This is a genomic window from Streptacidiphilus sp. EB129, assembly GCF_041262645.1.
Classification (GTDB): Bacteria; Actinomycetota; Actinomycetes; order Streptomycetales; family Streptomycetaceae; genus Streptacidiphilus.
Genome location: NZ_JBGCCS010000026.1, coordinates 23,399 through 49,180 on the forward strand (window position 1 = coordinate 23,399; position 25,782 = coordinate 49,180).

Genomic DNA, 25,782 nt, shown 5'->3' on the forward strand with positions numbered 1-25,782 from the left:
GTGAAGTGGGGTGGGGTCAGGCCGGGACGGTGGACCCGTCGTCACTGACCTCGCGGGTGGTCCCGGTGTCCCGGGCGGGCCGGTCCTCCCGGCTGATCTGGCCTTGTCGACTGATCTGGCCGTCTTGGCTGATCTGGCCCTCTCGACCGATGTGGGCCTCCCGGGCGATCTCGGCGACCCGGGCGATCGTCGGGTCCCGGATGATGTCGCCGAGCCGGGCCATGAACTGCGGCTCGACCGAGGGGTCCAGCACCTCCCGGCAGACGGCCGCGATCATCGACAGCATCAGTAGGGAGTTCCCGCCGAGCTGGTGGAAGTCGGAGTCCTCGCCCAGGCGTTCGGGGTCGATCCCGAGGACGTCGGCCCAGACCGCGGCGACGGCCGCGCCGATCTCGTCGCGGACCGGGGTGACGGCGGGTTCCGCCGCCGGGTCGGCGAAGGGGTCGGGCAGGCCCCGCACGTCGATCTTGCCGTTGACGGTCTGCGGGAACCCCGAAACCACCGTGATCGCGGCCGGGATCATCGAGCGCGGCAGCCGTTCGGCGAGGTGCCCGGCCAGGACCTCGGTGTCGATGCCGTCCCCTTGGACGTAGGCGCACAGCGCCTTGTGGCCGCCGCCGGCCCTGCTGCGACCCTTGACGGCGTGACCCTCGACGGCGCGGACCACGACGGCGGCGCGGGTGACGGTCGGGTGCTCCTCCAGCGCCGAGGCGATCTCAGCGGGTTCGATCCGGTTGCCGAGCACCTTGACCTGATCGTCGGCACGTCCCACGTACTCGATCGCACCGGAGGGCAGCACCCGGCCGACGTCGCCGGTCCGGTAGACCCGGGTGCCGTCGGCGAGGTGGACGAAGCGGTCCCGGGTGAGGTCCGGACGGCCCCGGTAGCCGCGCGCCAACTGCAGGCCACCGATGTGGAGTTCGCCGAGTTCGCCGGGTGCGGTGAAGCGGCCGTGGCCGTCGAGCAGGTGCACCGTGCAGTTCTCGGTGGGCGCGCCGATCGGGATTCCCGACGCGGCGTCGACCGCAGGGTCGTAGCGGTGCGCGGTGACCTCGATGGTGCACTCGGTGGGCCCGTACAGGTTGAGCAGGGCGCAGTCCTCGCCGAACATCGTCAGCACCCGGTCGGCGACGGTCCTGCGCAGCACCTCGCCGGCCGCGACGACGGCGCGGACGCCGCGCGGCTCGACGTCGAGTTCGCAGATCAGTTCCAGCAGCGAGGGCGTCATCGACAGCACGGTGGCGTTGGACGTCAGCAGCAGTTCGCGAAGCGTCGTGTGGTCGAGCGGGCCGGACGGCAGCAGCAGGGTGCCACCGACCAGCAGCGGCAGGAAGATCGAGGTGACCGAGACGTCGAAGGACAGCGAGGTGAGCAGCGGGATCCGGGTGTCGCCGTCCACGCCGATGAACGGGGTGGCCCAGTCGACGTAGTTGAGCAGGGAACCGTGCTCGATCTCGACGCCCTTGGGGCGGCCGGTGGAGCCCGAGGTGTACATCACGTAGACGAGGTCGCCGGGTTGCGGCTCCACGTCCCGCCAGTCGCCCTCGGGGGTGGGGCCCACGTCGTCGGGACTCAGGTTGTCCGGACTCGGGTTGTCCAGACTCAGGTTGTCCAAGACGAGGGCGGCGCAGCCGTCCGGTACGGCGGAGCGGGTGTCGTGCGGGCGCTCGACCAGGCAGACGGTGGATCCGGCGTCGTCGAGCAGTCCGGCGATCCGGGCGTCCGGGTGCTGGGCGTCCAGCGGCAGGTAGGCGGCGCCGGCCCGGAGGATGCCCCAGATCGCGGTGACCGCGGCCGCGGAGCGGTCGGCGAGCACGCCGACGACGTCGTCGCGGCCGATGCCGCGGGCGGCCAGCGCCTGGGCCACGGCCCGGGAGCGGCGGTCGAGTTCGGCGTAGCTGAGGTCGCCCTGCGGGCCGGAGACGGCGATCGCGTCGGGGGTGGCGGCGACCTGCGCCGCGAAGCGCCGGACCACGGTGTCGCCGTCGTCGGGGCGGGGGGCCGCGGTGTCGTTGCCGGTCCAGTGCCGGTGCGCGGCCGGGGACAACTGCTCGGCGATCCGGTCGAGCAACTGCTCGGCGCGCTCGGCGATGCCGGGTCCGTCGTGCCAGGTGACGGTGATCTCGGTGTGGCCGCCGGACTCGACCAGGTCGAACTCCACCGGCCCGCCGACCGGCGACATGGACAGCGAGTAGAGGCTGCGCGCCTGGAACGCCGCGCCGCCGGACGGGACGTGCGGGCCGTGGTCGGTGCTGTAGTCGGCGAGTTCGACCCGGCCGAGGTGGGCCAGTGACGCGTCGGCGGCGTAGCGGCCGTTGGTCGCCGCCTGCGACTGCAGCCGAGCGTTCATGATCCGCAGCAGCGGCATCGGGACCCTGAGCACGGCCGGGCTGAGCCGGGCCCGGCTGTCGGCGCCGTCCGCCAGCTGGGTGAGCAGTTGCTGGTGCGTGGTCTCCCACGGCTGGCCGGACGGCACCGCGAGCGGGACGCTGTGCGAGAGGCTGGCGGTGGAGCGGATGTCCGGGGCGTGGCGGCGCAGGTCGACCGGCACGGCGAAGCGGGCCTGGCCGGCGTCGACCTCGGCGGCGATCAGGGTGGCCAGCCGGGCGACCAGCCCGGGGTGGTAGCCGTCCACGGTGCGGCGGCGCCAGAAGGTGCTGCGTTCCCGTCCCGGGACGTGCGCGCCCAGCAGCGGGGGGCAGTCCAGGGCGGGCGGCTCGGGCGTGGTGCCGGGCTCCAGCGGCGGCAGCACGTCGGTCTCGGTGGCGGTGTCGCGGGCGCCGAGCAGCGGCTCGCCGCGCAGCGCGCGGAACACCTCGGCGGCCCAGAAGAGCACGCCGTGGGCGTCCATCACCGCGTGCGAGGCACGGAACACCACGGAGGTGGTGGCAGGTTGGGGCACCACGGAGGTGGTGGCAGGTTGGGGCACCACGGAGGTGGTGCTCGGGCCGGTGACCAGCAGTACCTCGCAGGTGGGTCCGTGCCGGTCGGTCAGCGGGCGGCGCAGTTCGGCGAGGTCGGTCACGGCCGCCCCTGCGGCGACGGGGATCTCCCGCACGCCGGGGGGACGGCCGGTGTCGACCCAGTACCGCCCCCGGCGAGTGAGCCGGGTGCCGGGTACGGAGTCCGAGGCTGCGACGACGGCTTCGGTGAGCCGCTCGGCGGCCAGCGGGCCGGTGCCTTCGACGACGACGTGCAGCACGGGCGTCATGCCGCGTGGGTGTGCGGCGATCCACCACTCGACCGGTGACACCGGCCGCCGGAACGGCTGCTGCTGCTGGACGGCTGACACGTCGGTCTCCCCTTTCGCCGCGTGCACGGCGCGCGGTGAGTGACAGGCTCCGGACGCACCTCGCCCCGCCTGGTGTGACCGAGTATGCGGGCCCGGAACGGGCCTCCGGCGGGGCTGCAGGGGTTTCCTAGGAGAACCCTTAGGGCCTGCGGCCAGCGCCTATTTCCCGCTGGTGACGTCGACCCGGACGGCGAGCCGCTGGATCTCCTGGACCAGCTCCAGGGTCTGCGCGGTCTGCTCGCAGCGCGCGGCCTCCCCCGGGTCGGCGGCGCCTCGCCCGGCCAGGACCGCCTCCGCGAAGGAGTCGACGCTGTTGTGGAACTGGTGGTCCGGGGGGAGCGTCAGTTCCTCGCCGCGGTTCTGTTCGTCGATGCGCAGCCGCGGCGCCCAGGTCTCCGGCGGGGTGAAGGCCCGGTCCAGGTGCAGCCGCCCGGTGCTGCCCCACAGCGAGTACCAGGAGCCGTAGGCGTGCTCGAAGCCGAAGGCGATGTCCACCAGGACCCCGTCGGCAGACCGGAGCAGGGCTTGGCCGGCGATGTCGACGCCGCGGTCGGTGTCGATCCGCAGGGTGGCGCCGGTGACGGTGAGGCCGTCGCCGAGCAGCAGCTGGGCGGCGCGCAGCGGGTAGACACCGGCGTCGAACAGGGCTCCGCCGCCGAGGTCGGCGCGGTACCTGATGTCGTCGGCGGGCAGCGGCGGGAAGCAGAACGCGGCGCTCAGCGACCGCAGTTCGCCGATCCGCGCGGCGGCCAGCAGGTCCTGGACGGCGCGGTGCTGGGAGTGGTGCAGGAAGGTGAAGTTCTCCCGCAGCACCAGTCCGCCCTCGGCCGCCGCGCGGGCCAGCTCGCGGGCCCCGGCGGCGGTCTCCGCGGCGGGCTTCTCCACCAGCAGGTGCTTGCCGGCCCGTAGCACCTCCAGACCCCACGGGACGTGCAGGGAGGCGGGGAGCGGCAGGTAGACGGCGTCGACGTCGTCGCGGGCCAGCAGCTCCCGGTAGCCGGCGGCGGCCGCGCAGTCGAACTGGCCGGCGAAGCGGCGGGCCTTGTCCGGGTCACGGCTGGCGACGGCGGTGAGCTCGGTGCGGCGGCAGCCGATCACGGCGGGGATGGCGCGGCGCCAGGCGATGGCGGAGCAGCCGAGCACGCCGATCCGCAGCGGCGCCTTCGGCGCGGACGCCGTGGTCGTCGCAGACGTCGCGGACGCCGGGGTCGTCGCAGACGTCGCGGACGCCGGGGTCGTCGCAGACGTCGCGGACGCCGGAGTGGTCGCGGTCATCGGGCCCTCCTCAGCGCCGGGCCGCGTACACCATGTGCACGCTGCCGCCGCGGAACACCGGCTCCTGGAACACCTTGGTGTCGTACCCGCGGGCGTGCAGCAGGTCGACCACGGTCTCCAGGTTGCCGTCGATGGCGTGCACCTCGGCGACGATCTGCCGCACCCTGCCCCACTGTTCGGGCCGAAGGCCGTGCAGCACCGCGAGTTCGCCGCGCTCGACGTCGATCTTCAGCAGTCCGACCTCGTCGATGCCGTGTTCGTCCAGGACGTCGCCGAGGGTGGCGACCCGGACCGGGTAGCGGCGCAGGCCGTCGCGGAAGTCCTGCCAGAAGGCGCCCCGGTCGCCCTGCTCCACACCGAAGTTGTCGAGCACGGCGGTCATGTTGCGCTCGTCGTCGGCGTCGTCGACGACCAGGGTGGCCATCATGGTGTGGTTGGGGTAGAAGGTCAGCTCGGCGGTGCCGGGCACGGCGCCCAGGGCCAGGTTGAGGGAGGTGGCGTTCGGCATCAGCCGGGCCGCGTTGTCGGCGAGGCAGGCGAAGGTGTCCGGGGCCGGCTCGAAGGCGATGATCCGCAGGCCGGGGACCAGGTCGCTGAAGTACAGCGAGGTCAGGCCGATGTGCGCGCCGACGTCCAGCATCAGGTCGCCGGCGGAGAGCGCGGCCACCCCGTCGTCGTACGGCGAGTCCTCCCACAGGCCGGGCCAGATCTGCGCGTCCTGCGGGTTGGTGCAGGCGATCTGCCGGCGGTCGGCGAGCTCGGCCCGGTGCATCGGCAGGTGTTCGGTCACGCTCATGCGGGCTACTCCCAGGGATAGTTCGGTCAGACTGCGACGTGGTCGCGGAGTCGTGCCTCGATGGCGTCGGCGGCCGCGGCGGCTCCGCCCGCGGAGCGGGTCTCGTCGCGCAGGGCGGCGGCCCGGCGGCGGACCGCCTCGTCGGCGAGGAGTTGCTGGACGGCGCTGCGCAGCACCGCGGCGGTCAGGCCCTCGGGGGCCAGGGTGCGGCCGATGCCGAGTTCGGCGATCCGGTCGGCGTTGGCCTGCTCCTCGGCCATCTGCGGGACGGCGAGCATCGGCACGCCGTGGTAGAGCGCCTCCATGGTGCTGCCCATGCCGGCGTGGGTGATGAACAGGTCGGCGTGCGGGAGTACCTGCAGCTGGGGGACGAAGCGGTGCACCTCGACGTCGGCGGGCGGCGGGCCGAGGTCGTCCGGGTCGACGCCGTCGCCGACGGCGACCACCACCCGGCCGCCGAGCCCGGTGCAGGCCGCGATGCAGGTGCGGAAGAAGTCCGGGTGCTGGTTGTAGATGGTGCCCAGGGTCACCAGCACCAGCGGGCCCCGGTGGTCGGCCGGCAGCTGCCAGCTGCCGAGGAAGCGGCGCGGGTGCAGGCAGGGCCCGACGAAGCGGAAGCTGTCGTCGAAGGTCTCCCCCCGGTACTGGAACGCGCGCGGGATGAAGACCAGCCGGCGCTCCGCCCCGTTGCCGGTCAGCAGGTCCTTGGGGCTGACGGTGGAGCCCAGTTCGCGCAGCAGCCGGCTCATCCGGGCGAAGAACACCCACAGCCGGGGGCTGAACGGGCTGAGCCGGGTGTACCGGTCGGCCATCGACCAGTGCTCGTTGGAGACCAGCATCGGGCACACCTGCACCGCCGGGACCTGCCAGTGCTCGGCCAGCAGCCGTCCCCACCACGCCCCGTTGTCGTACACGACCAGGTCGGGCCGGTCGTCGGCGAAGGCCCGGAGCAGCTCGGGGTAGAGTGCGGCGGTCTCGGCGAGGCTGGCCGACATGGCGTCCACCAGGCTGCGCCCGGTGAACCGGAACGAGCGGAAGTCCCCGGCGTGCTGCTCCCGGTAGCGCACCACGGCGGTGCTGACCTCGCCGACCCGCTCGGCGTAGTCGTCGGTGGTGGCGTAGCTCACCCGGTGGCCACGGCGCAGCAGTTCGGCGGCCACGCCGAGGGTCGGATTGACGTGACCGGAGGACGGCGGGGTGAGGATAGCGACATGAGCCACCGTCAGCCGCCGTTCCTGGTCTTCGTCCAGCGGAAGGTGAGCGGGCAGAGCACCAGGCCGAGCACCACCCAGACCGACAGGGCCACCGCGACCCAGCCCAACTGCCAGCTGTGGGAGGCCTCGTGGACGGCGTAGCTGTTGGGCAGGAACACCGAGCGCAGGCCCTGGCACATCCACTTCAGCGGGAAGGCCGAGGCCACCCACTGCAGCCACGGCGGCAGGTCGGTGTAGACCAGGGCCGCGCCGGAGATGAACTGGAGCACGAAGGCGAACGGCGCCACCACGGCCGGCGCGGACCGTCCGGTGCGCGGCAGCGAGGACAGCGCGATGCCGCACAGGGTGCAGGCGGTGGTGCCGAGCAGGCTGACCCAGGCGAAGGTGAACCAGCCCGCCGAGCCCCGGGGCAGGTGGGTGCCGTAGGCGACGACCGACACCGCCAGCAGCACCGCGGTCTCCACCACGCTGGTGACCAGCACCATGACGATCTTGCCGATGAAGTACGCGGAGCGCGGCATCGGGGTGGCAGCGATCCGCTTCAGGGTGCCCCGGTCGCGTTCGATGGCGATGGAGATCGCCAGCGTCTGGAAGCCGGTGACCATCAGCCCGGTGGCGATCACGCCGGGCACCAGGTAGTCGCTGTAGGTGACCCCGGGGGCGAGCTGGCCCTTGAACATGGAGCTGAAGATGACCAGCGCGAACACCGGGAACAGCAGCGAGAACACCACGGTCTCGGTGCCCCGGAAGAACAGCAGCACCTCCATCCGGCCCCGGTGCCAGCCGAGCACCAGCAGGCGTTGCAGCCGGCCGGCCGGGGACGGGGCGGCGAGCGCGACGGACGAGGTGGTCATGATGCCTCCGTACCGGCGCTCGCGGCGCCGATCATCTCCAGGTAGACGTCCTCCAGGGACGGCCGACTGACCGTCAGGCCCGGGGCCTCGCCCGCGAACCGGTCGTGCAGGTCGGCGATGACCCTGGTGGGCGAGGTGGTCCGCAGGCTCTGCGGTCCGTCCGGGCCGATCCAGGAGACGGTGGCCGTCTCGTGGTCCCGGCCGCCGAGGGTCTCCGGTATGCCGGTCTCCAGGATCCGGCCGTCGACGATCACCGCGACCCGGTCGGCCAGGAACTCGGCCTCCTCCAGGTAGTGCGTGGTCAGCATGATGGTGGTGCCGCCGGCGACCAGCTGTCTGATCAGGTGCCAGAAGTCCCGGCGGCTCTTGGGGTCGAAGCCGGTGGTGGGCTCGTCCAGGAACAGCAGTTCGGGCCGGCCGATGATGCCCAGTGCCACGTCCATCCGGCGCTGCTGGCCGCCGGAGAGCTTGCTGGTGCGCTTGCCGCGGTGCGCGGTCAGGCCGACCAGCTCGATCAGCTCGTCCGGGTCCCGGGCGTCGGGGTAGTAGCGGCCGAACTCGCGCACCACCTCGGCGACGGTCATGTCCTCGAACTCGCTGGTGCTCTGCAGCACCACGCCGACCCGGGCCCGCCACTGCTCCGGGGCCTTCCAGGGGTCGGTGCCCAGCACCCGGACGGTGCCGCCGTCGTGGCCGCGGAAGCCCTCCAGGATCTCCACCATGGTGGTCTTCCCAGCCCCGTTGGGGCCCAGCAGCGCGAACACCTCGCCGCGCCGCACCTCCAGGTCGACCGCGTGCAGGGCGACCGCCTCGCCGTAGAGCTTGCGCAGTCCGCGCACCTCGATGACCGGGGCCTGCGGTTCGGCGGCAGGCGTCAGGGCCGGCTCGCGCACCGTCTCGGTCATCGCGAACCGCCGGTGGCGATGGCGACGCCCACGGCGGTGGCCATGACGTCGCCGCGCCGCCGGGCCAGCATCGCGAAGATCGCGGTGAGCAGCAGCCGGTCCCGTTGCGGCCACTGGCCGGTGACCTGGGCCGTCGCCGAGACCGCCCCGTGCGCCGGCACCGTGATCCGGATCTCGGCGCCGTCGGCGCTGAGCGTCCCGGTGTACTCGTGCCGGTCGCGCCGGATCTCCCAGCGGGCGGGCGGCCCGTCGGAGAGGGTGGCGACCGGCGGGGCCAGCCGCACCAGCGGCGCCTGCTCGTCGCCGGCGTAGGCGCTGGCGCGGCGCATACCGACGCTGCGCAGCGGGACGCTGCCCCAGTCGCCGGACATCTCCCCCTTGCGCATCCGCTTGTCGACCGAGAGCAGGCCGCACATCCGCCCGCTCTCCTCCACCAGGACGTAACTCCCGCCCGAGCGTGCGGGACTGAGCGTCAAACTGGTCACACGTGCCTCCATTCGCCGGACCCGGGGGTCGGCGACATCACGGTTTCCGCGCCCGCCGCGTGGACCTGCCGGGCGATCGCGGTCACCTGCTCCAGGGTGGGTTGACGGACGATCCGGCCGAGTTCGGCCATGAACGCCCGCTCCCGCTCCTCGCCGACGACGGTGCGGCACACCTCGGCGAGCATCGACAGCAACAGCAGGGAGTTGCCGCCCAGTTGGTGGAAGTCGGCCTGGGAGTCCAGCCGGCTGGGGTCCACGTCCAGGGTGTCCGCCCAGACCTTGGCCACGGCGCGCTCCAGGTCGTCCCGCTCCGGCGCGGGACCGCCGCCGGCCGGGCCGTGGCCGTCGGCACCGGAGCGCGCGGACGCGGTGCCCGCCGGCCCGCCGCCCGGCCCGGTGTCCGGGTCGGGCAGGGCGTCCCGGTCGACCTTGCCGTTGGCGTTGTACGGGATCGCGTCCACGACGGTGACCGCCGAGGGGACCATGTACGGGGGCAGCCGCTCGGCCAGGAAGGACTCCCAGGCACCGGCCCCGGCGCCGGGCCGCAGCACCAGGTAGGCGCAGAGGTACGGGTGCCCGCCCCTGGTCCTGGCCAGCACCGCGGCGCCGTGCACGGCCGGGTGGGTCTCCAGCGCCTGGGCGATCTCGGCGGGTTCGATCCGGTGCCCCATCACCTTGACCTGGTCGTCCGCCCGTCCGACGAACTCCAGCTCGCCGTCGGGCAGCAGCCGGGCCAGGTCGCCGCTGCGGTAGACGCGACTGCCGTCGGCCAGCCGGACGAAGCGCTCCCGGGTGAGGTCGGGCCGGCCCCGGTAGCCGCGGGCGACCTGGACCCCGCCCAGGTACATCTCGCCGACCTCGCCCGCCGGCACCGGCCGTCGCTGCGGGTCGAGCAGGTGCACGGTGCAGTTGTCCATCGGCACGCCGACCGCGACCGCCGCCGCCCCGCCTCCGGCCGGGTCGAAGGTGTGCAGGGTGCAGCCGACGGTGACCTCGGTGGGACCGTACATGTTGAGGATCCGGCAGTCCGGGCCGAACAGCTCCGCCGCCCGCAGCGCCACCGAGCGGCGCAGCTGCTCGCCGACCACGACCAGGGTGCGGAAGGCGGCCGGACGCAGGTCGAGCCGGCCGATGAGTTCCAGGTGCGAGGGGGTCAGCGAGAGGGTCTCCGCGCCGGACTCCTCCAGCAGATGACGCAACGTCAGATGATCGGGCTCGCCCGGCATCAGCACCAGCGAGCCGCCCGCCAGCACCGGGGCGAACAGCGCGGTGTTGGACAGGTCGAAGGCCAGCGAGGTGAGCACCGCGAACGCGGTCGAGGCGGTCACCGCGAACCGCTCGGTGGCCCGGTCCACGTAGGCGGCCAGCGCCCGGTGCTCGATCTCCACACCCTTGGGCCGACCGGTCGAGCCCGAGGTGTAGATGACGTAGGCGAGGTCGTCCGGGGCCGGCGTCCGCGGCACCGGCGGCTGGGGCCGGTCGTAGGGCAGGTCGTCGAGCAGGACGACGGGACAGCCCTCGGGCGCGAGCGGGCGGTCCACGGCGGAGGCGGGCAGCAGGCAGGCCGCCGCACCCGCGTCGGCGACCACCCCGGCCAGTCGGCCGTCCGGGTGCCTCGGGTCCAGCGGCAGGTAGGCGGCACCGGCCTTGAGTACGCCCCACAGCGCGACCACGGTCGGGGCGGAGCGGTCGGCGAGCAGCGCGACCACCGACTCCCGGCCCACGCCCAGCCCGACCAGGTGCGCGGCGACGGTCTCGGAGCGGCGGTCCAGCTCGCCCAGCGTCATGGTGCCCTCCGGCCAGCGCAGCGCGACCGCCTCCGGGGCGGCCGCGGCGCGGGCCCGGAAGCGGTCCACCACGGTGTCCGCGGGCAGCGGCCGGGCGGTGTCGTTGCCCGGCCAGTCACGGTCGGCGGGCGGCACCAGCAGGTCCGCGACCCGGTCCAGCAGCGCCTCGGCGCGCTCCGCGTTGCCGGGGGCGTCCCGCCAGGCGAGGGTGATCTCGGTGCGCCCGCCGACCTCGACCAGGTTGACGTCGGGCGGGCTCATCGCCGTGAGCAGCGGCACCGGGTACGCCGTCCAGCCGTCGAACCCCGGTGCGTCCAGGGCGCCGTCGGGCAGCCGGCCCATGTGTGCGAGCACGGTCTGCGAGGGGTAGCGCTTCTTCTCGGCGGGGCCGCGCTCCATCAGCCGCACCATGGTCCGCAGTACCGGCAGCGGCAGTTTCAGCAGGCCGGACTCCATCCGCTGGCTGACCTCGCGGCCCTCGGCCATGGCGGTGAGGATCTCCTCGTGCAGGCTCTCCCAGGGCCGGCCGGCGGCCACGTCGAACAGCTCCACCTGGGAGAGGTTGCCGGTGCTGCGCTCGCCGGGGACGTGCCGGCGCAGGTCGAAGGCCACCGAGAAGCGGCCGGGCCCGTCGCCGTAGGCGCGGGTCAGCGCGGTCGCGGCCTTGGCGACCAGGCCGGGATGGTAGCCGTCGACGCTGCGCCGCGCCCACAGGGTGCGCCGGGCGGTCGTCCCGGCCGGCAGGTCCAGCGGGGCGCGGCGGTCGATCGGCGGCTTGGGCGCGGCCACGGCGGTCGGCGCGAAGCGGGCGAACACGTCCGCCTCGGTGACGGTGGACGCGGCGGCGGCGACCGGCTCGCCTCGCAGCGCGCGGAAGGTCTCCTGGACCCAGATGGTCATCCCCGGCCAGTCCATCACCGCGTGCGAGGCCCGGAAGACCAGCACGGCGGGGGTGCCGGGGGCGCCCGGGCTCGCAGGGGTGCCGGGGCTCGCGGGAGTGCCGGGGCGCCACAGCACCTCGCACATCGCGCCGTCCGGCCCGGGCAGCGGGTCGTGCAGCGCGGGCAGGGCGGCGACGCCCCGGCCGTCGGCGGCGCCGGGGACGGTGCGCACCCTCGGCGGGATCCCGGTGGCGTACCATCGGCGGCGGCGACGGCGCAGCGCGAGATCCGGGCAGGCGCGGGTGACCTCGGCGAGGGCCCCGGCCAGCCGGTCCGGGTCGATCTCGCCGACGCCCTCCACCACCACCTGGACCACCGGGGACAGTTCCGGCGGATGGGCGAGCCACCACCAGTCGCTCTGCGAGACGTCCTTGCGGTACCCGGCGGCCGGCCAGGACTGAGCGGTCCGCCGGTACTGAGGGTCTGGCATGTCCACGGTCCTCCACCCGCCCTCGACTGGCGCGGCCGTGCGCCGCAGGTCCCATGGTCGCCGCGCCCGGCTGGTGGAAGCCCTAGAAACCGGGGCCACAACACTGTGGTGACGCCCAGACCCGCTCTGCTAGGCCACGGTGGCGCCGATCGCCGACCCTAGTCTGCGAGCATCCGGCTTCTCCTCTCGCCCTGGAGGCGACGTGTACCAGGCAGGATCTCGCGCCGGGCGGTCGAACGCCCCCGACGGCGCCCTCACCGCCCCCAGGTTCACCGCCTCGGCGACCACCAAGGGGAGGTTGATCAGCACCGAGCAGTGCCTCGACTGGCTGGCGCAGCAACGCGCGCAGCGGGCCTTCTCGGTGGAGCAGGTGCCCTTCGACCAGCTGGTCGGCTGGCACTTCCACAAGGACACCGGCAACCTGGTGCACCAGAGCGGACGGTTCTTCACCATCGAGGGCCTGCAGGTCCACCTGGAGCCGGCCCGGGTGCAGGACTGGAACCAGCCCATCATCGTGCAGCGCGAGATCGGCATCCTCGGCATCCTGGTCAAGGAGTTCGACGGGGTGCTGCACTGCCTGATGCAGGCCAAGATGGAGCCGGGCAACAGCAACCTGGTGCAGCTCTCCCCCACCGTCCAGGCCACCCGCTCCAACTACACCGGCGTGCACAAGGGCAAGGCGATCCCCTACCTGGAGCACTTCAGGGCGCCCCGGCAGGGCACGGTGCTGGTCGACTCGCTGCAGTCCGAGCAGAGCGGCTGGTTCCTGCACAAGCGCAACCGCAACATCGTGGTGGAGACCACCGAGGACATCGAACTGCTGCCGGACTTCGCCTGGCTGACCCTGTATCAGATCCAGGAACTGCTGCGTCTCGACAACGTGGTGAACATGGACGCGCGCACCGTGCTCTCCATCATGCCGTTCGCCCCGCCGGAGGCCCCCGCCGAGCAGGACACCGGCTTCCGCGCCGCGCTGGTCCGCTCGCTGGACGCCGAGTCGCCCACGGTGCACTCCGTCACCGAGGCGATGAGCTGGCTGACCGAGAACAAGGCCCGCTACGAACTCACCCAGCAGCGGATCCGGCTGGACGAGGTGGACTGCTGGCACCGCGACGAGGAGCGGATCGCGCACCAGGACGGCGGCTTCTTCAGCATCGTCGGCGTGGCCGTCCGCGCCGAGAACCGGGAGGTCGGGTCGTGGACCCAGCCGCTGCTGGCGCCGGCCCATGAGGGCCTGGTGGCGTTCCTGGTCAAGAAGATCGACGGGGTGCTGCACATCCTGATCCAGGCCCGCCCGTCGGCCGGCGCGCTGGACATCGTCGAGGTGGCGCCGACCCTGCAGTGCACCCCGGAGACCTACCTCGGCCTGCCGGCCGAGCACCGGCCCCGGTTCCTGGACGAGGTGATCGCCGTGCCGCAGAACCGGGTGCGGTATGTCGCCTGGCAGTCCGAGGAGGGCGGCCGCTTCCTCAACGCGCACATCCGCTACCAGGTGATCGAGGTCGAGGACGACTTCCCGGAGCAGGAGCCGGACGGGTTCCGCTGGCTGACGGTGCACCAGCTGAGCGCGCTGGTCGGCTTCGGCGTCGGGGTGAACGTGGAGGCCCGCAGCCTGCTGGCCTGCCTGCACACGCTCTGGTGACGCTCCGCTGACACGGTGACACGCGTGGCCCCGGCCGGCAGACGCCCGGCCGGGGCCGTGGTCAGGGCGTCAGGCCGGGCTGGTGACGAGTTCCCGCTCGGCGGTGGCGTCGGGGAGTTCCCGCTCCATCCGGCGCACCCGGGGCCGTAGCCAGGTGAGCGCGGCCACCGCCAGCAGCAGCGGACCGGACAGCAGAAAGACCATGGCGATCCCCGCGCCGCCGCCGGCGCCGGAACCCGCGCCGGTGAGCCGGTGGGCCGAGGACGCGAGCGGCCCGCCCACGTACTGGGCCAGCGGGCCGGCCAGGCCGTAGGCGACCGGCTCGGCCGACCAGGCGATCATCCGACGGACCGCGAACACCCGGCCCTGCAGGCCGGTCGGGGTCTTGTGCTGCCACAGCGTCGCGGTCACGGCATTGGTCACCGCGTACCCGCCGAGGATGCCGAACAGGCCGGCCGCGAGCACGGCCGGCGACCCGTGGCCCAGACCCATCACGACCAGCAGGCACCCGTGCCCGGCGGCCACCGTGAGCACCGCCCGGACCAGGTTCCGGGGCAGCCGCACCAGGCTGACCAGGCCGCTCACCGCCACCATGCCCACCGCGCCGACGGCGTTCACCAGCCCGAGCGCCGCCGGAGTGTGCGCGCTGAGCACCAGCGGCGGCACCAGCACCAGCGCCGTCTCCATCAGCAGGTTGTTGAGAGCGAAGAACGTCAGCAGGCCGGACAGGCCGGGGCGCTCCCTGATGAACCGCCAGCCCTGCGCCGTCTCGGAGCGCAGCGTGCCGCGTTCGGCGTCCGGCCGGCGCGGTGGCGGGAGCGCGGGAAGCAGCCGGTAGGAGAGCAGCGTGGTCGCCACCGCGAACAGGAAGCTGACCAGGTCGGCACCGAGCAGCCCGCTCAGACCGGTGACCGCGTACAGGCCGCCGCCGAGCAGTTCGCCGAGGACCATCGCGGCCGCCTCGGCCAGACCCACCCGGCCGTTGGCCCGGCCCAGCGCGTCCGGGTCGTCCGGGCCGACCAGTTGCGGCACCAGGCTGGAGAAGGCCGGCCACTGGAAGGCCTTGAACATCGAGCCGAGCGCGACCAGGACGTACAGCTCCCACAGCCGCAGTGCGCCGGCCGCGTCCAGGGCCAGCGCGGCCAGCGGGGTCACCGCGGTGCCCAGGTCGCTGAGGAGCATCACCCGGCGGCGGTCCCAGCGGTCCACCAGGGTCCCGGCGAACGGCAGCGCCAGCAGGCCGGGCAGCGCGCCCGTCATGATCAGCGTGGCGAAGGCGGTCGGCGAACCCGTGTGGGCGAACACCCAGACGCCGATGCCGAAGGTCGTCATCGCGGTGCCGATCAGCGAGACCGCCTGTCCCGCCCAGACCAGTGTGAACACGCGCACGTCAGCGGCCTCCGAGCGTACGGTCGGGGTGGTCGGGACGCTCGGCATGGCCGGGACGCTCCGGGTTCTCCGCCGGGACCGGACGGACCGGTGGCAGCGGCAGGTCCGGACGGTCGATGCCGGCGCGCAGCACGGCAAGGAACTCGTCCAGTCGCGCCCTCGCGCCCTCCGGTTCGAACAGCGCTGTGCTGTACTCCAGCCAGCCGGACAGCCCGTCGGGGGTCCGGTAGCAGCGCAGATGCAGCTCGTAGCGGCAGGTGCCGCGGTCCAGCGTCAGCGGCACGACGTCGAGCCCGTCCAGCGACCGGCCGGCGGCCGGGACGTTCTGCACCGCGAACATCGCCTGACACAGCGGCGGGCGGCCGGGGTCGCCGTCCCCGTGTGCCTCCACCAGCCGCTCGAAGGGGACGGCACGGTGCTCCCAGGCCTCCAGGAAGGTCTCCCGGGCCCGCGCCACCAGTTCCCGGAAGGTCGGTGTTCCGCGCAGGTCGGCCGGGACCGGCAGGATGTCCGCGAACGGGCCTGCCACCTGCTCCGACTCGGCGTCCGGGCGATTGGCCACCGGAACCGCGACCAGCAGCCGCTCCGTTCCCGCCAGCCGTCCGAGCCACAGCTCGAACGCCGCCAGCAGCACCGCGAACTCGGTGGCGTCGGACTCGTCGGCCAGCCGGCGGACGCCGTCGGCCAGCGCCGGGTCGAGGTCGAACAGGTGCAGTGCTCCGGCGAGCGACCACGCGGCGGGCCGGGGCCGGTCGGTGGGCAGCGGCAGCGCCGTGGGTATCCCGCGCAGCCGCTCCGCCCAGTAACCGGCGTCCGCCGCGTAGCCGGGCGAGTCCGGCGGCGTGCGCGCGGCCCAGCGACCGAAGCCCGGAACCGGCTCCAGCTCCGGCAGCCGCCCGGCGGCCAACGCGTTGTAGAGCACCGCCAGATCGTGCTCCAGCACCGACAGTGTCCAGCCGTCGGCCACGATGTGATGCACGGTCAGGCCGAGCACATGCTCGGCCCCGCCGCAGCGGATCAGCGTGGCCCGGGCAGGCGGCCCCGCGCCGAGGTCGAAGGGGGCACGCAGGTCGGCGGTGGCCAGCGCCAGCGCCGCCGCGAGCGGGTCGGGCTCGGTACGGGTGTCCGCGCGGCGCACCGGCAGCAGGATCGCCGGTGCGACCACGGCCACCGGCCCGTCCGGGGTGTCCGGGAACCCGGTGCGCAGCGCCTCGTGACGTGCCGCCAGCGCGTCCAGGGCGCGGATCAGCGCGACCTCGTCGAGGGGTCCCTGCACCTTCGCGTGGAACCCGATGTGGTAGGCGGCGGTGGCGGGGTCACGACGGGTATGCCGCAGCAGGGCCACCTGGCCCGGGGTCGGCGCGGCCCCGGCCGGGCGCTGCGACACTGCGGCCGACGCAGTCGACGCGGCAGACGCGGCCGGTGCGGACGGTTCGGTCGCGTCCAGCCGGGCGGCCAGGGCGGCGACGGTGCGCAGGTCCATCACCGCGCGCAGCGGCAGCGGCCGTCCGGTGGCACGGTGCAGCCGGGCGGAGAGCCGGGCGGCGAGCAGCGAGTGGCCGCCGCGGGCGAAGAAGTCGTCGTCCCGGCCGATCGCCCGGCCGCCGATCCGCTCGGCCCCCAGCACCTCGGCGAAGACCGCCGCGACGGTGTGCTCGGTACTGCTGCCGGGCGGGCTCGGCGTCCCGGCCGGGCCGTCCGGTTCACCGAGGGCGGCCAGGGCCCGGCGGTCCACTTTGTTGTTCGGCGTACGCGGCAGCGCGGGCAGCACCTGCACCGTGCCGGGCACCTGATGCTCCGGCAGCAGGCCACGCAGTGCCGCGCGCACCGCGTCCGGGGCGAGCGTCGCCGGGGCCACCCAGGCGACCAGCCGGACGCTGCCGCCCGGACGGTCCGGTGGGACGGCGAGCACCGCAGCCTCCGCGACCCCGGGCAGGGTGCGCAGCGCGCTCTCGATCCCGGCCGGCTCGACCCGTCGGCCACGGATCTTGACCTGGTCGTCGCCGCGCCCCAGGAAGGTCAGCGTGCCGTCGGGATTCCGGCGGGCCAGATCGCCGGTGCGGTAGGCGCGGGCGCCCGGCAGCCCGGAGAACGGCTCGGGGACGAAGCGCTCGGCGGTCAGCGCGGGAGCGCCGTGGTAGCCCTCGGCCAGCCGGTCGCCGCCGATCCAGACCTCGCCGGGGACGCCGACCGGAGCCAGATCGCCGTGCCGGTCGACGATCCACAGTCGGGCTCCGGCCACCGGCCGGCCCAGCGGGGCGGGTCCGCTCCGCCCGGAGTCGGCGGTGATCCGGGCGCTGGTGGTGGTCATCGTGCCCTCGGTCGGCCCGTACTGGTTCACCACGTCCGGACGGCCCGCGAAGGCGGCGCGGGTACGGGCGCAGTCGGCCAGGTCGAGCGGCTCGCCCGCGGTGAGCAGCAACCGGAGCCTTCCGCCGTGCCCGGGCCCGCGTTCGGCGACCGGCAGCAGCGCCCGCAGCAGGGTCGGGACGATGCTCAGCAGGCAGCTGACGCCGTGGTCGTCGATGGCCGCGACGATGGCCTCCGGGTCGGCGGCCCGCTCGTCGTCGAGCAGCACGACCCGGGCCCCGACGGTGAGCGGGCCGAGCAGATCACGGACCGAGGCGTCGAAGGGCAGCCCGGCCAGTTGCAGCGCGGTGTCCTGCGGGCCCAGACCGAACCGGGCGGCCAGGTAGTCGCGCAGGTAGGCGGCGGCGGCGCGGTGCGGGGTGCGCACCCCCTTGGGGCGGCCGGTCGAACCGGAGGTGTAGCCGAGATAGGCGAGCGCGGCCGGCTCGACCCGGGCGGCGCTCGGCGGCGGCGTGTCGTCCTGGGCGGCGATCAGCTCCGCGTCGTCGCCGAGCACCACCGTGGGCAGCGGGGCGAGGTCGCAGGTGTCGCCGTCACCCGGGACGGCGGCCGCGTCGGCAAACGCCCCGGCCCAGGGACGGTCGGTGACGAGCAGCACGGCGCCGCTGTCGGCCAGCACCCGCCGGGTGACGGCCGCCGGATGGGCCGGATCCAGCGCCACGTAGGCGGCCCCGGCCATCAGCACCGCGAGCACCGCGACCGGCTGCTGCGTCCCCCGGCCGATGCCGAGGGCGACCAGCGCGCCGGGCCGTACCCCGCGCGCGATGAGGTGCCGGGCGAGTTGCGAGGCCCTCCGCACCAGTTGACCGTAGGTCAGGTCCACCCCCCGGCTCACCACCGCGACCCCGTCGGGGGTGCGCTCCGCCTGGTCCAGGACCAGGGTGTGCAGGCAGCCGGGCGCGTCCTGGGCCCGGGCGGCGGCGTCAGGGCCGCTGGGATCCCCGGTGCCCGGGGCGAGCTCGGCCCGCTCGGCGGCGGTGAGCATCGCCAGCGCGGCCAACGGGGCGTCCGGGTCGGCGGTGCCGGCGTCCAGCAGGGCGAGCAGGTGACCCGCCATCCGCCGCACCCGCTCCGGCGCCAGAACCGGCGTGCGGTGCACGAACCAGCCGCCGAGGCCGTGATCGCCGTCCTCCAGCATCAGGTTGAGCTCGGCTTTGGCGAACTCCACTGCGAAGGGCTCCGGTTCGAGGGTGACCCCGTCGCTGAACGGCACGGTGCCGACCCGCAGCGGATCCATGGTGACGCTGTACCGGGTGAGTGCCCGGCCGTCCAGCCCGAGCGCCTCCACCACCTCGTCGAAGGGCAGCGTCCGGTGCTCGTAGGCGTCCAGCAGCACGTCGCGGACCTGGTGCAGCAGTTGGCGGAAGCCGCGGTCGGCGGGGGTCGGGATCCGCAGCGCGACAGTGTCGAGCAGCAGGCCGACGATGCCGTCCAGGTCCGGCCGGCCACGGTCCGCGACCGGGGCGGTCAGCAGCACCTCGTCGGCGCCGCCGCTGTGCCGGGCGAGCAGCGCAGCGTAACCGGCCAGCAGCACCTGGAACGGCGTGCAGTGCTCCGCCTCGGCCAGCGCCCGTATCCGCCGGCCGAGTTCGGCCGGGACGGTGAAGCCGTGCTCCGCGCCGGACGAGCCGTCGTCGGCTCCGCGCGGAGCGTCGGTGGGCAGTTCCTGGATGTCGACCGCCGACAACTGTTCGCGCCAGTGGTTGAGTTCGGCCTGCCGGTGCTGACCGGCGGCGATCCGCTGCTGGTGGTGGGCGTAGTCGCCCGCGCCGATCCGGCGTCCCGGCAGCAGCAGGTGCCGTCCGTCCCGGGCCGCCTGGTAGGCGGCCCGCAGGTCGTCCAGCAGCAGCTGGATCGACCAGCCGTCGGCGACGATGTGATGCAGGGTCAGCGCGAGGACGAGTTCGTCGATGTCCACCAGCAGCACGGCGGCGCGGACGAGTGGGCCGGCGCCGAGGTCGAAGCGGACCCCGCTCTCGGCGGCCAGGACCGCCGCCAGTTCACGTTCCCGGGTCGACGGATCCAGCGGACGCAGGTCCTCGATGCGCAGCGGCAGGTCGATCCGGTCCGCCACCTGCCGCGCGGGGCGGCCGTCGACGGCGGGGAAGGTGGTGCGCAGGGCCTCGTGCGCGGCCGGAAGCGCGCGCAGGGCCGCTGCCAGGGCGACTGCGTCGACGGGGCCGCGCAGTCGGCAGACCACCGGCATGACGTAGGCCGGGTCGCCCGGGTCCAGCTGGTCCGCGAACCAGATCCGGGCCTCGGCAGCGGACACGTCCGCGACACCCTCGGCCCGGGCCGGCACCAGCGGCACCGCCGAAGCCCCGGCGCCGCCGAGCCCGGAGGCGCTGCCGGGCACGACACCGTCGGGGGCAGGAGTGCCGCCGAGGGCTGCCGCACCACCGGGCACCACGCCGTCGGGGGCGGGCGCGCTTCCGGGAGCCGCCGTGCTTGCGGGCAGCACGCCGTCGGGGGCCGCCGGGGTGCCGGGGGTGGGCGGGGTGGTGAGGCGGGCGGCGAATCCGGCGACTGTCGGCTCCTCGAAGATCAGCCGCAGCGGCACCCCTGGCGCCAGCCCGGACCGGACCGCGAGCAGGGCCTGCATCGCCAGCAGCGAGTGCCCGCCGAGGGCGAAGAACCCGTCGTGGCGGCCGACCCGCTCCACGCCGAGCGCGTCCGCCCAGATCGCGGCGAGCGCGAGCTCGCGCTCGCCCACCGGAGCCTCGTACCGCGTCGCGGAGCCGGACCCGTCGGCGTCGCCGACTCCCGCGGCGTCCCCGGCTGCGGGCGCGGGCAGCGCACCCCGGTCCACCTTGCCGCTGGCCAGCTGCGGGAACGCGGCCAGGACGGTGAACGAGCCGGGCACCATGTAGCCGGGCAGCCGGGCTGCCAGCCAGCCGCGCAGTTGCCCGGCCTCCGGACCGCCTCCAGCGCTCGGCAGCACGTACGCGGCCAGCCGGGGGCCGCCCGGTCCGTCCTCGCGGGCGGTGACGACGGCCTGACCGACCGAGGGGTGCTCGGCGAGCAGCGACTCGATCTCGCCGAGCTCGATCCGCAGGCCCCGGATCTTGACCTGCCGGTCCGCGCGGCCGAGGTATTCCAGCTCGCCGTCCGCGCGGCGGCGGACCAGGTCGCCGGTGCGGTAGAGGCGGGCCCCCGGCGGGCCGAAGGGGTCGGGGACGAACTGCTGCGCGGTCAGGTCGGGACGGCCCAGGTACCCCCGGGCCAGCTGCACGCCGCCCACGTACAGCATCCCCGGGACCCCGACCGGCGTCGGGTCCAGCCCGGCGTCCAGCACATGGCAGCGCACATTGTCGACGGGTGTGCCGATCGGCACCCTGGGGTCGTCCGGACGGCAGCGGGCCACGGTGACGTTCACCGCCGTCTCGGTCGGCCCGTAGGCGTTGTAGAGCTCGGCGTCCAGCGCGGCCAGGCAGCGGGCGGCGAGTTCCGGCGGCAGCGCCTCGCCCGCGCTCTTGAGCACCCGCAGCGCCGGCAGTGGGGTGTCGCCGCCGTGCTCCAGCAGCGCGGCCAGCATGGTGGGCACGAACCGGACGTAGCTGATCCGCTCGGCGGCCATCAGCGCGCGCAGGTACTCCGGATCACGGTGCCCGCCGGGCTCGGCGAGCACCAGCCGGGCGCCCCCGGCCAGCGCCGCGAAGACCTCGACGACCGAGTCGTCGAAGGTGACGTTGGTCTTCAGCAGGACGGACTCGCCGGGGCCGATCCCGAAGCGGTCGATCTGCCAGCGGATCTGGTTGTGCGCGGCCCGGTGCGGGACCATCACCCCCTTGGGGCGGCCGGTGGAACCCGAGGTGTAGAAGACGTAGGCCAGTTGGTCCGGCAGCGCCGGGGGCAGATCCCAGCCGTCCGGCCGGGCGGCGATCTCCACCGCGTGCGCGTCCACCAGCACCGGGGTGCAGCCCGCGGCGGCGGCCAGGTCGGCCCGGGCGGCGGTGGTCACCACCAGCCGCGCCCCGGCGTCCCGCAGTACCGCGGTGCTGCGCGCGCCGGGGTGGTCGGGGTCCAGCGGAAGGTAGGGCGCACCGGAGCGGACCGCCGCGACGATGGCCACCACCAGGTCGAACGAGCGCTCCAGCAGCACCCCGACCGGCTGGTCCGGTACCGCGCCGAGCGCGCGGAGCTGGTGCGCGAGCCGGTTGGCCCGCCGGTCGAACTCCCGGTAGGTCAGCTGCTCGCCGCGCAGCACCAGGGCGACGGCGTCGCCGTCCAGTACGGCGCGGTCGGCGACCATGGCGGCCAGGTCCACCGGCCCCGGATGGACCCGCACCGGGCCCCGGGCCTGCTGCTCGGCGAGCACCCGCTCGTCGGCCGCGAGCATCGGCAGCGCGCCGAGTGCCTGCTGCGGCCCGGCCACCACCGACCGGACCAGGGCCAGGAAGTGCCCCAGCATCCGGACGGCGGAGGCCTCGTCCCACAACTCCCGGTCGTACTCCAGTTCAAGGCCGAGTCCGTCGCCCTGCTCGCCGACCTCCAGGGTCAGGTCGAACTTGGCGGTGCCGGGCTCCGCGTAGGGGACGTGGGTCGCCTTGGCGTCGCCGAAGGCCTCCGCCCCCTGGTCCGCCGGGTTCCACAGCACCATCACCTGGAACAGCGGGCTACCGGCCAGGTCCCGTACCGACGGCAGCGACTCCACCACCCGTTCGAACGGCAGGTCCTGGCGCGAGAGGGCGGCGGCCGAGTCCGCGCGCACCTCGGCCAGCAGCTCCCGGAAGGGCAGCCCGGGGCGGCAGTCCGCGCGCAGCACCACGGTGTTGACGAACAGTCCGATCAGCGCCTCGGTCTGCGCCGATCCCCGGTTGGCCACCGGGGTGCCGACCAGGATGTCCGACTGCCCGCTGTAGCGGTGCAGCAACGTCTGGAAGCAGGCCAGCAGCACCATGAACGGCGTCGCCGCCGCCTCCCGCGCGAGCGCGCGGACCCCCCTGGCCAGCTCCGGGCCGACCGTCGCCCGGACCACCCCGCCCGGCCTGCGCCGCAGCGCGGGCCGGGGCCGGTCGGTGGGCAGCTCCAGCGCGGGCGGCGCGTCGCCGAGCCGACCGGTCCAGTAGGCCAGCTGCTCGGAGAACGCGCCGGCGTCCAGCCGCTCGCACTGCCAGCCGGCGTAGTCGGCGTAGCGGACGGCGGGCGGTGCCGGCTGCTCCCCCCGTCCGAGCTCGGCCGCGTAGCCCTGGGTCAGCTCCCGTCGCAGCACGTCGACCGACCAGCCGTCGAAGGCGATGTGATGAACCGTCAGGATCAGGTGGTGCAGCGTGTCATGGGTGCGGGCCAGCTGAGCGCGCCAGACCTGCCCCTCCCGGAGGTCGAACGGCTCGGCGAGGGACCTCTGCTGCAGCTCCGCCAACGCACCAGCGCTGTCCGGAAGTTCGTTGCGGTGCAGGACGAGGGACGGCTCGCCCGGCACCAGCGTCTCCACCCCGTCGCGCCGCTGGTAGGTGCTGCGCAGCACTTCGTGCCGGCGCTCGACGCCGAGCAGCGCGCGCTCCAGCGCGCCGGCGTCCAGCGGGCCGTCCAGCCGCAGGGTGAACAGCAGGTGGTACGCGGTGCTGCCCGGGTCGAGCTCTTCCAGGAACAGCATCCGCTGCTGCGCGGGAGAGACCGGCCCCGGGCCCGCGCCGGGCCGGACGGCCCGGCTCTCCCGGGCCGCCGAGGCCCGCTCCAGCCGCTCCGCGAGCAGCGCCCGCACCCGCTCGGACCGGTGGTCAGGCGCGCTGCTCTGCGCCATCGTCCATCCCCTCGATCTGTTCGATCTGCTCGACGAGCGTCTGCTCGACCACCGCCGCGAAGCCGCCCAGTGTCTGGTGGTCCAGCATCGCCAGCAGCGGCACCTCCACCTCCAGGTCCGACTGGAGCCGCGCCATCACCTGGGTGATCAGCAGTGAGTGACCGCCCAGGTCGAAGAAGTTGTCGTCCACCCCGATGCCCTGGACGTCGAGCACCTCGGCCCACATGTCAGCGACCGCCTGCTCGACCGGGGTACGCGGCGGCACGTGCGGCGGCCGCCCGACGGCGGCGTCCGGCACCGGCAGCGCGGCGCGGTCCAGCTTGCCGTTGGCGGTGGCCGGCAGCGCGTCCAGCACCACGACCTGCGCGGGCACCATGTACGCGGGCAGCCGCTCGGCCAGCGCGGCCCGCAGCGCGCCCGGGTCCAGCACGGCGCCGGGGCGGCGCACGGCGTACCCGGTCAGCCGCGCGCCGGCCGCCGTGTCGTGCACCACCGCGACGGCGGAGGCCACCCCGGGCAGCACGGCCAGACCGGACTCGACCTCGCCGAGCTCCACCCGGAAGCCGCGGATCTTCACCTGGTGGTCCTGGCGGCCGAGGAACTCGATGGTCCCGTCCGGCCAGAACCGGGCCCGGTCGCCGGTCGCGTACAACCGCCCTCCCGGGTCGGCACCGAAGGGGTCGGGGACGAACCTGGCCTCGGTCAGCCGGGGGTCGCCCAGGTAGCCGACGGCCAGGCACGGGCCGCCGATGTAGAGGTCCCCGGGCGCGCCGACGGGGGCCGGCCGCCGTCCGGCGTCCAGCACGTAGTAGCGGGCGTTGGCGATCGGCCGACCGTAGGGGATGCTGGTCCAGCTCGGGTCGACCTTGCCGACCGGGTGGAAGTTGGACCAGATCGCAGCCTCGGTGGCGCCGCCGAGGGCGATCACCTCGGGCTCGGCGAAGGCCGCGCGGATGTCGTCGGGCAGCGCCAGCGGCACCCAGTCGCCGCTGAGGAAGACCAGCCGCAGCGAGTGCTCGGCGGGGGCCTCGCGCAGTGCCAGGAACGGCTGGAGCTGCTGCAACGCGGCCGGCGCGGAGTCCCAGAAGGTGATCGGCTCGCCGTCCAGCAGGGCCAGCAGCCGCTGCGGGTCGCGGACCTCCTCCCCCGCCGCGACCCGGATGCTGCCACCGGCGGCGAGCAGCCCGAACACGTCGTAGACCGAGAGGTCGAAGCTCAGCGAGGCGATGAACAGGACCTGGTCGTCCGGGCCGATCCGGTAGGTCTCGTTGACCCAGTGGATCAGGTTGACGGCCGGCGCGTGGGTCATCAGCACACCCTTGGGGGTGCCGGTGGAGCCAGAGGTGAAGATCGTGTACGCGAGGTCGCCGGGCCGGGCCCGGTCCGGGGTCGGCGAACCCGCCGGCACCTCGCCCAGCGCCCACCCGACGGCGGTGAGCCCGGCCGCCGGCTGATCCCCGCCCGAGTCGTCCGCGGCGGCGTCACCCAGCCAGAGGACCTCGCGCAGCGTGTCCAGCCCCCGGCAGCGGTCCAGTATCCCGGACACCGCCTCCGGGTCCGTCAGGACGACCGGCGCGCCCAGCGCCTCGACCAGTGCGCGGAACCGCCCGGCCGGCAGCGCCGGGTCCAACGGGGCATACGCGGCACCGGACTTGAGCACGCCGAGCAGTGCGACCACGGTGTGCACGGTGCGGCGCAGCGACAGCGCGACCTGGTCGCCGCAGCCGACCCCGGCCGCCGCCAGCCGCGCGGCCAACCGGTCGGCGGCGGCGTCGAGTTCGGCGTAGGTGAGGCGTCGCTCGCCCTGGACCACGGCCAGGGCGTCCGGGGTCCGGGCGGCCTGGCGCTCGAAGAGCTCGTGCAGGCACAGCGGCTCACCCCAGTCCCGCGCGGTGTCGTTCCACTCGTGGACGACCTGCCGGTACTCCTCCACCGACAGCAGGTGCAGGTCCCCGACCGTGGTCCGGGCGACGTCCTGCGCCCTGTCCCGCGCCGTGGCCTCGGTGATCGCGGTGAGCATCCGGTCGACGTGGGAGAGCAGCCGCCGGGCGTCGGTAGCGGCGAGCGCCGCGTCGCAGTGATCCAGCATCAGGGCGGGTTCCGGGCCCAGCAGCGCGGTCAGTACCACCGCGCAGCCGGCCGGGGCGTCGGAGCGGTCGGTGCTGGGCCGACATCGCACCATCGTGTCGATCAGCGGGGTGTCGGCGGGCAGATCCGCGCAGGCGGTGAGTTGATCCATCGTCAGCTGGGCGTGCTCACGCCCGAGACCGGTCCCGGCGCGGACCTCGTCGAGGTAGCCGCGCAGCGAGCGGTCCGGCCGGGCGTCCAGGCGCAGCGGCACCGGGTCCGCGTCCGGGCGGCCGGCCTCGATGCCGAACACCACGTCCAGCTCGCCCGCGTGGGCGGCGAGCACCAGGCCCCAGGCGGCGAGGAGCAGATGCTCGGTGCGTAGGCCCAGGGAGTCGGCGGCGCGCCCCAGCAGGGCCGTCCGATCCGAGGTCCACGCCAGCGTGGCGCGGGCGCTCAGGGCCTGGGACGGGGCCTCCGCGAGGGCCTCCGCCCGGGCTGTGCCGCCGTTCGCGATGCCGAGACGGGTCGGCTGGGCGACGCCCGCGAGCCGTTCCCGCCAGTACCGCAGTGCTGCGTCCGATTCCACCAG

The 25,782-nt window shown here is 74.5% G+C and carries 12 protein-coding genes; 1 reads left to right on the forward strand and 11 read right to left on the reverse strand.

From position 1 onward, the window contains the following. Positions 1-16: 16 nt before the first annotated feature. From ABH925_RS26770 to ABH925_RS26805, 8 genes are all read right to left on the reverse strand, one after another. Positions 17-3,292: a non-ribosomal peptide synthetase gene (locus tag ABH925_RS26770; RefSeq protein WP_370151620.1), complete on the reverse strand. Its 3,276-nt coding sequence runs from the start codon at positions 3,290-3,292 to the stop codon at positions 17-19. 159 nt (positions 3,293-3,451) lie between these two features. Continuing rightward, the gene (locus tag ABH925_RS26775) at positions 3,452-4,567 is read right to left on the reverse strand and encodes a Gfo/Idh/MocA family protein (protein WP_370151622.1); all 1,116 of its coding nucleotides are present in this window, start codon (positions 4,565-4,567) and stop codon (positions 3,452-3,454) included. 10 nt (positions 4,568-4,577) lie between these two features. Beyond that, entirely contained in the window at positions 4,578-5,363 is a 786-nt protein-coding gene (locus ABH925_RS26780) for an FkbM family methyltransferase (RefSeq protein WP_370151625.1), read from the reverse strand. Between the two features lie 26 nt (positions 5,364-5,389). Beyond that, a complete protein-coding gene (locus ABH925_RS26785; protein ID WP_370151627.1) occupies positions 5,390-6,583 on the reverse strand; it encodes a macrolide family glycosyltransferase in 1,194 nt (397 codons plus the stop codon). Positions 6,584-6,585: 2 nt separating this feature from the next. After that, positions 6,586-7,431 (reverse strand): ABC transporter permease, encoded by an 846-nt coding sequence (locus tag ABH925_RS26790; RefSeq protein ID WP_370151629.1) that lies wholly within the window; start codon positions 7,429-7,431, stop codon positions 6,586-6,588. Beyond that, on the reverse strand, positions 7,428-8,336 hold the full coding sequence (locus tag ABH925_RS26795; RefSeq protein WP_370151631.1) for an ABC transporter ATP-binding protein: 909 nt from the start codon (positions 8,334-8,336) through the stop codon (positions 7,428-7,430). Before ABH925_RS26795 ends, ABH925_RS26790 begins: the two co-directional genes overlap by 4 nt. Beyond that, positions 8,333-8,821, reverse strand: a complete 489-nt coding sequence (locus tag ABH925_RS26800; RefSeq protein ID WP_370151632.1) for a hypothetical protein — start codon at positions 8,819-8,821, stop codon at positions 8,333-8,335. Before ABH925_RS26800 ends, ABH925_RS26795 begins: the two co-directional genes overlap by 4 nt. Further along, positions 8,818-11,979 (reverse strand): amino acid adenylation domain-containing protein, encoded by a 3,162-nt coding sequence (locus tag ABH925_RS26805; protein ID WP_370151635.1) that lies wholly within the window; start codon positions 11,977-11,979, stop codon positions 8,818-8,820. The genes ABH925_RS26800 and ABH925_RS26805 overlap by 4 nt, the downstream gene beginning before the upstream one ends. Before the next feature lie 202 nt (positions 11,980-12,181). On the opposite strand from ABH925_RS26805, the gene ABH925_RS26810 reads away from it, so the two are divergent. Beyond that, positions 12,182-13,621 carry an NDP-hexose 2,3-dehydratase family protein gene (locus ABH925_RS26810; protein ID WP_370151636.1) on the forward strand — a complete coding sequence of 480 codons (1,440 nt, stop codon included), beginning with the start codon at positions 12,182-12,184 and terminating at the stop codon, positions 13,619-13,621. A 69-nt stretch (positions 13,622-13,690) separates the two neighbouring features. On the opposite strand, the gene ABH925_RS26815 is transcribed toward ABH925_RS26810, so the two are convergent. From ABH925_RS26815 to ABH925_RS26825, 3 genes are read right to left on the reverse strand one after another with little or no spacing between them, the layout of a single operon-like run. Beyond that, positions 13,691-15,010 carry an MFS transporter gene (locus ABH925_RS26815; RefSeq protein ID WP_370151637.1) on the reverse strand — a complete coding sequence of 440 codons (1,320 nt, stop codon included), beginning with the start codon at positions 15,008-15,010 and terminating at the stop codon, positions 13,691-13,693. A gap of 1 nt (position 15,011) precedes the next feature. After that, a complete protein-coding gene (locus ABH925_RS26820; protein WP_370151639.1) occupies positions 15,012-23,123 on the reverse strand; it encodes an amino acid adenylation domain-containing protein in 8,112 nt (2,703 codons plus the stop codon). After that, positions 23,101-25,779: an amino acid adenylation domain-containing protein gene (locus tag ABH925_RS26825; RefSeq protein WP_370151641.1), complete on the reverse strand. Its 2,679-nt coding sequence runs from the start codon at positions 25,777-25,779 to the stop codon at positions 23,101-23,103. Before ABH925_RS26825 ends, ABH925_RS26820 begins: the two co-directional genes overlap by 23 nt. Positions 25,780-25,782: the final 3 nt, after the last annotated feature.

Excerpts from the sequence above, each read along its gene's own strand:
- ABH925_RS26775 (WP_370151622.1), bottom strand. The coding sequence starts at position 4,567 with ATGACCGCGACCACTCCGGCGTCCGCGACGTCTGCGACGACCCCGGCG.
- ABH925_RS26780 (WP_370151625.1), bottom strand. The coding sequence starts at position 5,363 with ATGAGCGTGACCGAACACCTGCCGATGCACCGGGCCGAGCTCGCCGAC.
- ABH925_RS26790 (WP_370151629.1), bottom strand. The coding sequence starts at position 7,431 with ATGACCACCTCGTCCGTCGCGCTCGCCGCCCCGTCCCCGGCCGGCCGG.
- ABH925_RS26795 (WP_370151631.1), bottom strand. The coding sequence starts at position 8,336 with ATGACCGAGACGGTGCGCGAGCCGGCCCTGACGCCTGCCGCCGAACCG.
- ABH925_RS26805 (WP_370151635.1), bottom strand. The coding sequence starts at position 11,979 with ATGCCAGACCCTCAGTACCGGCGGACCGCTCAGTCCTGGCCGGCCGCC.
- ABH925_RS26820 (WP_370151639.1), bottom strand. The coding sequence starts at position 23,123 with ATGGCGCAGAGCAGCGCGCCTGACCACCGGTCCGAGCGGGTGCGGGCG.